Genomic DNA, 10,486 nt, shown 5'->3' on the forward strand with positions numbered 1-10,486 from the left:
ACGGGCTGGCGTAAGCTGCCAGCCCGTTTATTCAGATAACGCGGGAGAACTGCTGCTGACGCGCTTTCTGGCGCAGATAGCGATCAAAGCACATGCAGATATTGCGGATCAGTAATCGGCCTGTTCCCGTTACCTCCAGCCCGCTAGCCGTTTGTACCACCAGCCCGTCGGCGATTAGCGGTTTCAGCAGCGCCAGGTCCTCAGCGAAATAGTCGCTGAAGCAAATCCCCCATTGCGCTTCTGTCGCGGCAAAATCGAGCGAGAAGTTACAAATCAGCGTTTTTATCACGTCACGACGCAGACAATCATCGTCGGTTAAGGCAATGCCGCGCCACAGACCATTTCCCTGCTGTTCCACACAATTGTACCAGGTATTCAGGTCCTTCTGGTTCTGCGCATAGCTGTCGCCAATCATGCTGATGGCCGAGACGCCCAGCCCCAGTAAATCGCTGTCGCCCTGCGTGGTATATCCCTGGAAGTTGCGATGCAGCTGGCCTGCACGCTGCGCAATGGCCAGCTCATCCTGCGGCTTCGCAAAGTGATCCATGCCAATGAACTGATACCCCTGTCGGGTCAGCGTGGTGATGCTCTGATGCAGAATATCGAGCTTTTGCTGAGCCGAGGGCAGCTCCTCCTCTTTGATTTTGCGCTGTGCCGCGAACAGCGCGGGCAGATGGGCATAGTTGAATACGCTAAGGCGATCGGGGTTCAGCGCCAGCACCCGCTCCAGCGTCCAGGCGAAGCTCTCTGGCGTTTGCAGCGGCAAACCATAAATCAGGTCAATGCTGGTTGAGCTAAAGCCCTGCTCGCGGGCACGCGCCATCAGGCCGAAGATCACCTCTTCATCCTGCACCCGGTTGACCCGTTCCTGCACCGATTTGTTGAAGTCCTGCACGCCCATGCTCAGACGATTAAATCCCAGCGATCGCAGGTGATCGATAACCTCCAGCTCAATTTCGCGGGGATCGACTTCGATCGACATTTCAGCATCATCCGCCACGCTGAAGTGCTGCTTCAGCAAACCTACCAGCCGCGAAATCTGCGCATTGTCGAGAAAGGTCGGCGTGCCGCCGCCCCAGTGCAGCTGCGTCACCTGACGCTGACGAAACAGCGGCGCGCGCTGAATAATCTCCTGCTCAAGCACATCCAGATAGCGGTCAGCTTTGTGGCGCTGGCGCGTAACGATCTTATTGCAGCCGCAGAAGTAGCAGAGACGATGGCAGAAGGGAATATGAACGTAGAGCGACAGCGGGCGATCGGGATATTTCGCCACGGCGCGCTGAAAATCGCTTTCAGTATACTGCTCGCTGAACTCCAGCGCGGTGGGATAAGAGGTGTAACGCGGGCCGGCGTAATTGTACTTTTCAATCAACGCCTGGTCCCACTCAATCTGCTGCGATGGCATGCTCACTCCTTCCGGTGACGTCGTCTGAGAGAAGGTCGCGAAGAAGAAGGGATGAAAGGTGAGCGGGAAGAGACCCGACGTAAACGTTGCTTCAGCCGCGACAGGCGCTGTAGTTTAAACAATAACCACAGTAGATAACATGTCGCCAGCAGCGCGAAAATTGATCCAGGCCAAAACATTGTTGTTTACCTGAAAAGCACGGCATGTGAGAACCACATGCCGATCAAATTTGCTTAATTGCCTTTCAGCAGACGATACATATCTTCTTCCGCCTGCTCATCCTCGGCATCGTCCATCACAATGCCTAACTGTTCCATCAGTTCATCGATACGGTCCAGCGAAGCGTCCAGCCAGCCCTGATCTTCCGCAGAGAGGGTTTCGCCATTTTCCAGCCGATCCAGCAACGCATCCAGCCGTTCGTCATTTTCCAGCTTCGCCAGCTCTTCTTCCGGTGTCAGACGCACTTTCTTCGGCGCCGCAGGTTTTTCCGCGCCCGTCTTCACTCTGGCGGAGGTGGTCTTTCCATCAGCAATCAGCGCTACCGGTTTCTTGCTGCCGATGCGGGGATCTTTCACGCTGTTCGCCTGACGCCCGCCACTGCTCTCTGAAGCGACCGGATTGGCACGGCTGCCAGAGGCGTGTCCGCGATGCTTTTTATCGCGTTTGCGATCGCGCGCTTCATTATTAATTTCGTCACGCGATTTGCGTTTAGCTTTGACGGCAGGTTTGCCGTGAGCAGCTCGTGCAGGTTGCTTCATAGTGTTGGGTCCCGGCTTTTTTATTCAGTATAGAATTGCGGCGAAATCTAGCAGAAACCAGACAAAGAAAAAAGGCGACAGCTCAAGCTGTCGCCTTATTTCATACCTTCATACGAAGGAATCATGTTTTAAATCCTTTTCGGCTCGTAACATCCCGGTCAATCCCGCGCCTGCTCAACTCCTGAGCTATTCCTTATCCCTGTCTGGTCCGCTATCCGTGACCTCTTCCCTTCCCTCGCTCTTTGTCATCCTGACATCCCTGAGCGCATCTTCCTGATGGGTGCTGCCATGCACTGCACATTAATGTAGACCAACTGGTAAAAGCCTCAAGCCAGAGTCAGAATGAGTTAGTACAAAAAAAGAACGTTAATTTATAACCCAATGAATTAAATAAATTTTTATTTTTAATTATTATGATAAAAAGCGATATAACCACCAGCGTTAATGGCAAATCTCTTACACCACTCCCTGCCAGGAGAGGGTTGAGCACTTTCGCGCCATAACGGGTATAATCGGCGCCATTGCCTTAATGCGTTTTCTGGAGTGTCACCTTGTCTGAATTGAATTATCACGTTACCCGCTTTGTTCTGAGCGCACCGGACATCCGCCATCTTCCTGCCGACACCGGTATTGAGGTGGCCTTCGCCGGTCGCTCGAACGCCGGAAAATCAAGTGCGCTGAACACACTGACCAATCAGAAAGGTCTGGCGCGTACCAGTAAAACGCCTGGACGTACGCAGCTGATTAACCTGTTTGAAGTTAAAGAAGGTAAGCGCCTGGTCGACCTGCCCGGCTACGGCTATGCGGAAGTGCCGGAAGAGATGAAGCTGAAGTGGCAGCGCGCGTTAGGTGAATACCTGCAAAAACGTCAGGCGCTGAAAGGGCTGGTGGTGTTAATGGATATTCGTCATCCGCTGAAAGAGCTTGATCGGCAGATGGTGCAGTGGGCGGTTGAAAGTCAGATCCCGGTGCTGCTGCTGCTCACCAAAGCAGATAAACTCGCGTCAGGCGCCCGCAAAGCGCAGCTCAACGCAGTGCGCGAAGCCTCACTCGATTTTGCCGGCGATGTTCAGGTAGAACTCTTTTCATCACTGAAGAAAACCGGTGTGGATAAGGTTCGTCAGAAGCTTGATAGCTGGTTTAACACGCTTGAACCCGCTCAGGACGATCAGCCAACTGAAGAGTGAGTGGCGGCCACGCGCCTGATCTGCCAACGGAACAAAAAGCCCAATAAAAAACGCCCCAGTCACAGAATGACTGGGGCGGCTAAATTCAGCCAAATCCGATTACGTGAAGTAAAAGGTCTGAAAGATAGAACATCTTACCTCTGTACCCTACGCGACGAACTTTACCTGATTTTTTGTGAGTGACAAAGGCTTTTTTGTTGCTTACTTACAGCATATAGTCCTTTTTTTACAATGCACGTCACAAAAATAGCGCTGCAATGTAGTTTAATGACGTAAAAAATGTTTAAGCGATAAGCAGTTAGAAAAGGCCATACTGTCAGCGTGACATCAGGCCGGGCTGAACCGGTTAACTAAACGATTTTCTTATAGCGCTTTCAGACCGGTTCCACTCAGCAACTCAACAGAACCGGCCCGCGGCGAACTATCAGTGCGCTTCATCCCAGTTATCACCGACACCCACTTCAACCAGCAACGGCACATCGAGCTGTACGCTGTTTTCCATCAGGGCGCGAATTTTCTGGCTGGCTGCTTCAACAGCGTCAGTTTTCACTTCGAACACCAGTTCATCGTGAACCTGCATGATCATTCTGACTGCGCTGTCATCCTGCTGCTCAAGCCAGCTATCAACCGCGATCATCGCCCGTTTGATAATATCCGCAGCCGTTCCCTGCATCGGGGCATTGATTGCCGCCCGCTCTGCGGCTTTGCGACGGATCGCATTGGCTGATTTAATATCAGGCAGCCATAACCGGCGGCCTTCCAGCGTCTCCACATAGCCCTTATCGGCGGCCAGCTGGCGCGTATTCTCCATATAGCGCAGTACGCCCGGATAGCGTTCAAAGTAGAGGTCCATATACTTTTTCGCTTCGCCCGCACCGATATTCAGCTGACGTGACAGGCCAAACGCGCTCATGCCATAGATCAGACCAAAGTTAATCGCTTTAGCGCTGCGGCGCTGCTCGCCGCTGACCCTGTCCAGCGCCACGCCAAACACCTCGGACGCCGTGGCGCGGTGAATATCCTCGCCCTGGGCGAACGCATCCAGCAGACCTTTGTCCTGCGAGAGGTGCGCCATAATTCGCAGCTCAATCTGTGAATAGTCTGCCGCGACGATGCGATGTCCTTTGGCCGCGACAAACGCCTGCCGGATACGGCGTCCTTCGTCATTACGCACCGGGATGTTTTGCAGATTCGGATCGGTCGAGGAGAGTCGCCCGGTTGCGGTGACCGCCTGATGATAGGAAGTGTGCACCCGACCGCTCACCGGGTTGATCATCAGCGGCAGCTTATCCGTATAGGTAGACTTGAGTTTGGATAAGCCGCGATGCTCCAGAATCACTTTTGGCAGCGGGTAGTCGAGCGCCAGCTCCGCTAATACCTCTTCACTGGTGGAAGGCGCACCGCCCGGGGTTTTCTTCGTCGGTTTGATGCCCTGTTTTTCAAACAGGATCACCTGAAGCTGTTTGGTGGAGGAGAGGTTAAAGGGTTCGCCCGCCAGCTCATGCGCTTTCAGCTCCAGCTCAGCCAGCCGGGCAGTCAGCTCTTTCGAGTGCTGCGCCAGAATCGATTGATCGATCAATACGCCATTACGCTCTATCCGCGAGATCACGGTCAGCAGCGGCATCTCAATCTGCTCAAAGACTTTTTTCGGGCCCGCCTCTTTTTCCAGCTCTGGCCACATTTTCAGGTGCAGTTGCAGGGTGACGTCTGCATCTTCAGCGGCGTAATGTGACGCCTGCTCCAGCGCGATCTGGTTGAACGTCAGCTGATTTTTGCCTTTCCCGGCGATCTCCTGGAAGGTGACGGTTTTATGGTTCAGCCAGCGGGCCGCCAGGCTGTCCATATCATGTTTACCCACCACGCTGTTGAGGATGTAGGACTCCAGCATGGTGTCGAATTTAATACCGGCCAGCTCGATGTCGTAGTTCTTCAGCACGCCGCGATCGTATTTCAGGTTCTGGCCCACTTTCCAGGCGCTGTCATCTTCCAGCAAGGGTTTCAGCTGTGCCAGAACGGTCGCGCGGTCGAGTTGCTCTGGGGCGTCGAGATAGTCATGGGCCACCGGCAGATAGGCGGCTTCACCGGGTGCTACCGCGAAGCTGATGCCGACAATGTTGGCACTCAGGGTATCGAGTGAATCCGTCTCCAGATCAAAAGCAAACACCTCGCAGCTTTTCAGCTTCGCCAGCCAGCTCTCAAAGAGATCCTGATCCAGAATGGTGACATAACCCTCACTCGATAAAACACTGCTGGTTTCCACCGCCGGAGCGGACTCATCCAGCGGCGCTTTTTGCGCCTGAGAGCTGCTCTTTTTACCCTGTAGCCATTTACCTTCCTGCAAATCATTCAGCCAGCGTTTGAACTCATAACGGCTGAACAGGTTCTGCAAGGCGGTCACATCGGGTTCATTGACCGTAAGCTCTTCATAGGTCAGCGCCAGCTCAACATCGGTCTTGATGGTCGCCAGCTGATAAGAGAGAAACGCCACGTCGCGGTTCTGCTCAAGTTTGGTCGCCATTGTTTTGGCACCGCGAAATGAGAGATCGGCGACTTTGTCGAGATTTTCATAGATGGTCTGCATGCTGCCCAGCCCCTGCAACAGCGCCTGCGCGGTTTTCTCACCCACGCCCGGCACGCCAGGGATGTTATCCGAGCTGTCACCCATCATGGCGAGGAAGTCGATAATCAATGCTGGCGGTACACCATACTTCTGTTCAACCTCTTCCGGCCCCAGAATGGTGTTGTTCATGGTGTTGATCAGCGTGATGGCGGGGGTGACCAGCTGCGCCATATCTTTATCACCGGTGCTGATCAGCACCGGGATACCCTTTTTCTCAGCTTCCAGCGCCAGCGTCCCGATCACATCATCCGCCTCGACGCCACTTACCGCCAGTAAAGGCAGCCCCATCGCACGCACCATCTCATGCAGCGGCTCAATCTGCGCACGCAGTTCGTCTGGCATCGGTGGTCGATGCGATTTGTAATGCTCAAACAGTTCGTCTCTGAAGGTTTTACCTTTGGCGTCGAACACCACAGCAACGTGACTTGGGTTGTATTGCGCCAGCAGGCTTTTCAGCATGTTGAGCACGCCGTACATGGCGCCAGTGGGTTCACCTGCACTATTGGTCAGCGGCGGAAATGCGTGATACGCACGATAAAGATAGGATGAGCCATCAACCAGAATCAGGGGATTTTCTGCTATTTGCGCCATAAGTCTGTGTAGTCTTCGTTGCTATGGGTTGGTCTATAAGGATGCCACAGCCTGGCAGAAATAGTGAAATAAGGCGTAGGGCCTCTGGCATTTTTAACGCTTTTGCGCAGAGGATCGCAACGATCGCTCTGTGGATAACTTTGTGCGTAAAAATTATAACGCGCTGATTTTGCCGAAATTAAATAATTTAACCCCAGATAAACGCTATATTTTTTAGAGGCTTATTTAATTTCCGTGACCAGATCGCCATTTTCAGTTACGCGATCCCTTGTGTGGATATTAAATTTATGCCCTGGAGATGGACAAAAATCGCGCCGCTGTTTTACAGCATAAAAAAACGCCAGCAGCGCTGGCGTTTAATCGGGATAGCGTGTTGATTACTTCTGGTTTACCAGGAATTTTACCAGGTTCGCATAGTCAGCGACGAAATTATCCATAGAGCTGGTATCCAGGCCGCCGTTGTTCACCATATATTTGCCATTAACGAAAATCGCTGGCACGCCACGCAGTTCAACATCGGCAGCGGCTTTCTGCTGCTGCGCAACCAGCGCTTTGACGGCAAAGCTGTTCCAGGCTGCATCGTAGTCGGCGGCAGAGATACCGGCGGCTTTGATGAACGTCTCTTTCAGGCTGGTAGGATCGGTAATGGTCTGGGTTTTCTGGATGCCATCAAAGATTGGCGCTGTCACCTTATCTTCAACCCCTAACGCCATCGCCACCGACCAGGCCTGAGTCACCACTGGTCCCATGTCACCGCCAAGGAAATCGACGTGGTATTTCACCATTTTGGTGTCAGCGGGCAGATTCTTTTTCACCGCCTCATTAACGTGGTAAACACGTTCAAACTGATAGCAGTGCGGGCAAAAGAAGGAGAAAAACTCCATGACCTGAGGTTCACCTGCAAGCGGCTTCGGCAGACTCACATACTGTTTACCTTCGGTGAACTGGGCAGCAGACGCGCTGAATGCCAGCACTAAACCCATCAGTGCAAACCAAACTTTTTTCATCGTGAAAAATTCTCCTGACTACGTCATTAAAATTGCGGTGTCAGCTGTAGAGGGGGCTCCTGCAACAGCTTCTCCTGCTCGGTAAATAGCGAAATCTGCCTGCGCCAGAAATCTTCATCTGTCATCCAGGGGAAAGCGCGCGGAAAAGCGGGATCCTGCCAGCGTCGGACCACCCAGGCCAGATAATAAACCATGCGCATCGCGCGTAAAGGCTCAATCAGTGACAATTCATTAATATCGAAGTCACTGAATTCGCTGTAAGCCTCCAGCAGAATATCCCACTGAATACGCTGCTCCTGCCGATCGCCGCTGATCAACATCCAGAGATCCTGTACCGCCGGACCGTTACGGGCGTCATCCAGGTCGACAAACAGCGGCCCGTCACGCCACAGGATATTACCCGGATGGCAATCGCCATGTAATCGTAGCGGCTGCCACGCACTGTGCCACTGTTGTTGTAACGTCGTTCCCAGCTTATCGATTGCCTTCAGCAGTGCCGCTTTGAGTGATGCAGGCACTAACAGCGACTGTTCCAGTACCTCACGCGGCTGGTGCAGATACTCATCCAGACCGATGGTGGGCCGCTGGCTAAACAGCGTTTTGCGCCCGGTCTGATGAATACGTCCCAGAAAGCGGCCGACCCACTCCATCTGATCTTCATTATCCGTCTCATATTGCCGTCCGCCCAGGCTGGGAAAAACGGCAAAAAAGAAGCCGGCATGACGGTGGAGTGTCTCGCCTTTTAACGCTAATGGCGCGGCGATAGGCACTTCATCAGCCAGCAAATCGCACGCATACTGATGTTCTTCAGCGATCTGTCCGGCATGCCAGCGTTGTGGACGATAAAACTTCGCCACATAGCGACGTTTATCATCATCGCTGAATTGATAAACCCGGTTCTCATAGCTATTCAGCGCGGTCAGGCCAGAATCGACGCGAATTCCTGTCTCCCAGAGCGCATCAAGCAGCACATCGGGATTTAAGGTCTGGAAGTTAAAAGCAGCGTCGCTCATCGTTTTACCTGTGGTTATCCGTGCATTGAGCCGCCAAGGATAACACTACTCGTCCTCTTTAATGACACCCCGTGCGCGGAGTAAGGCCGTTTTGAAATCAACTTCATAATCTTTTTTCAGTCCGGGGATCTCATCGTGGCTGGCTGAATCGCGCATTTTGAGATGGTAAATTAATACATCATCGGTTAATTCACTTAACGGGCCACGGAAACCAGATTCCTGCGCCAGTTTCTGCAAAAATGTGACCAGATTCAGGTCAGGCTCTTTTTGCCAGGCGGGTTGTAGCAACTCCATCAACTCATTCAAACGATGGCATTTCATTTCTGTTTCTCCCGTTTTCACAGTGGGTCTTTAGCGAGGGTAATAGCATGACAATCTTAACCGGCGTGATTCTGGCCGGGGGTCAGGGGCGCCGTATGGGTGGGCAGGACAAAGGTCTGGTGCTGCTCAATGGCAAACCTCTGTATCAGCATGTCCTTGAACGGCTGAGGCCACAAGTTGACATTGTCATGATTAATGCCAATCGCAATATTGATCGCTATCAGTTAAGCGGATGTCGGGTTGTGCAGGATAGCCTTACGGATTATCCAGGCCCTCTTGCCGGCATCTACAGTGCATTAGGCGCTATCGAGGGAGAATGGGCGGTGTTTAGCGCCTGTGACACGCCCGGGATCCCGCTTAACTTCGTTGAACAGCTGATGCAGCAACGCGGTGATGCGCCCGCCGTATGGGTGCGCTCTCAGACCCGCGATCACCCCACTCTGGCGCTTATCCACCGCGATATGGCTGCGCCACTCGGTAAGTACCTTCAGGCGGGTGAGCGGCGTCTGATGCAGTTCCTGCGTGATCAGGGAGGACATGCGGTGTTGCTGGAGGATAATGAGTCTGCTTTTCGGAATATAAACACGCCTGACGATTTGCAGGAGATCGATTGATATGTCACTACCCTTACTCGCTATTGTTGGCTGGAGCGGAACCGGAAAAACCACGCTGTTACAGAGCGTGATACCGATCCTCAGCAGTAAAGGCATTCGTGCCGGGCTGATAAAGCATACCCATCATCAGATGGATGTGGATACGCCAGGCAAAGACAGTTATCTGCTCAGAAAGGCGGGTGCCAGCCAGGTCATTGTGGCCAGTTCAAAACGATGGGCATTGATGTGTGAAACGCCAGAGGAGCAGCCGATCAATCTGCGTTATCTGTTAAACCAGATGGATCCCTCTATGCTGGAGATGGTACTGGTCGAGGGCTTTAAAAATGAGGCCGTGCCTAAGATTGTTTTATGGCGTGCCGGGATCAAGGGTGGGGTTGAGGAGCTGCTTGATGAACAGACAATTGCCGTCGCCAGCGACCAGCCGCTCTCTCTGAAGGTGCCGCTTCTGGATATTAATCGCCCGGAGAGCGTTGCTGAATTTATAGCAGACTGGCTGAAAAGAGAGTGAGTTGAGGAAAGCCGCTAAGTTTTTCACGATCGGCAGACGTAAAAAAGCCCCGCACTCGCGTGCGGGGCTTCTTCACTTATACAATGCCTGGCAGTTCCCTACTCTCGCATGGGGAGACCCCACACTACCATCGGCGCTACGGCGTTTCACTTCTGAGTTCGGCATGGGGTCAGGTGGGACCACCGCGCTACAGCCGCCAGGCAAATTCTTTGTGCACGAAACGAATCTTTTACGTCATGACCGCGTTGCCATCGCTCAGCCACACCGGTCACATACTTCAGTATGCTCCCGCCGATGTCCTCGCTCTGCGCCTTGTCACGCCGCAAAATCTTTCGTTTCCGCTTATTCGTTATCCGTTATGAACAGGCTGAAAATCGTGTCTCTCAAAAACGCCTCTGGCGTTGTAAGGTTAAGCCTCACGGGTCATTAGTACCGGTTAGCTCAACGCATCGCTGCGCTTAC

9 protein-coding genes and 1 rRNA gene are annotated in these 10,486 nt (G+C 53.0%); 3 read left to right on the forward strand and 7 right to left on the reverse strand.

The annotated features are described in order from the left end of the window. Positions 1-31: 31 nt before the first annotated feature. Positions 32-1,405 (reverse strand): oxygen-independent coproporphyrinogen III oxidase, encoded by a 1,374-nt coding sequence (hemN, locus tag ACCW71_RS15775; protein WP_436372996.1) that lies wholly within the window; start codon positions 1,403-1,405, stop codon positions 32-34. 233 nt (positions 1,406-1,638) lie between these two features. Next, on the reverse strand, positions 1,639-2,163 hold the full coding sequence (yihI, locus tag ACCW71_RS15780) for a Der GTPase-activating protein YihI (protein ID WP_436372999.1): 525 nt from the start codon (positions 2,161-2,163) through the stop codon (positions 1,639-1,641). A 551-nt stretch (positions 2,164-2,714) separates the two neighbouring features. Here yihI and yihA point away from each other — a divergent pair. Further along, a complete protein-coding gene (gene yihA / locus ACCW71_RS15785) occupies positions 2,715-3,350 on the forward strand; it encodes a ribosome biogenesis GTP-binding protein YihA/YsxC (protein ID WP_436373001.1) in 636 nt (211 codons plus the stop codon). Between the two features lie 424 nt (positions 3,351-3,774). On the opposite strand, the gene polA is transcribed toward yihA, so the two are convergent. From polA to ACCW71_RS15805, 4 genes are all read right to left on the reverse strand, one after another. Continuing rightward, positions 3,775-6,561 (reverse strand): DNA polymerase I, encoded by a 2,787-nt coding sequence (polA, locus tag ACCW71_RS15790; RefSeq protein ID WP_436373003.1) that lies wholly within the window; start codon positions 6,559-6,561, stop codon positions 3,775-3,777. A 377-nt stretch (positions 6,562-6,938) separates the two neighbouring features. Continuing rightward, complete coding sequence (gene dsbA, locus ACCW71_RS15795) at positions 6,939-7,568, reverse strand: thiol:disulfide interchange protein DsbA (protein ID WP_436373005.1); 630 nt, start codon at positions 7,566-7,568, stop codon at positions 6,939-6,941. A gap of 26 nt (positions 7,569-7,594) precedes the next feature. Continuing rightward, positions 7,595-8,581, reverse strand: a complete 987-nt coding sequence (locus tag ACCW71_RS15800; protein ID WP_436373008.1) for a serine/threonine protein kinase — start codon at positions 8,579-8,581, stop codon at positions 7,595-7,597. A gap of 45 nt (positions 8,582-8,626) precedes the next feature. Then, complete coding sequence (locus tag ACCW71_RS15805) at positions 8,627-8,902, reverse strand: YihD family protein (protein ID WP_436373021.1); 276 nt, start codon at positions 8,900-8,902, stop codon at positions 8,627-8,629. A 47-nt stretch (positions 8,903-8,949) separates the two neighbouring features. On the opposite strand from ACCW71_RS15805, the gene mobA reads away from it, so the two are divergent. Beyond that, positions 8,950-9,516, forward strand: coding sequence for a molybdenum cofactor guanylyltransferase MobA (mobA, locus tag ACCW71_RS15810; RefSeq protein ID WP_436373010.1), 567 nt, complete (start codon positions 8,950-8,952; stop codon positions 9,514-9,516). 1 nt (position 9,517) lies between these two features. Beyond that, positions 9,518-10,024 carry a molybdopterin-guanine dinucleotide biosynthesis protein MobB gene (gene mobB, locus ACCW71_RS15815; RefSeq protein ID WP_436373013.1) on the forward strand — a complete coding sequence of 169 codons (507 nt, stop codon included), beginning with the start codon at positions 9,518-9,520 and terminating at the stop codon, positions 10,022-10,024. Between the two features lie 85 nt (positions 10,025-10,109). On the opposite strand, the gene rrf is transcribed toward mobB, so the two are convergent. Further along, positions 10,110-10,225, reverse strand: a 5S ribosomal RNA gene (gene rrf, locus ACCW71_RS15820). Between the last annotated feature and the right edge of the window lie 261 nt (positions 10,226-10,486).

Origin of the sequence: Pantoea sp. C2G6 (assembly GCF_051336815.1) — a bacterium.
Taxonomy (GTDB): domain Bacteria; phylum Pseudomonadota; class Gammaproteobacteria; order Enterobacterales; family Enterobacteriaceae; genus Pantoea.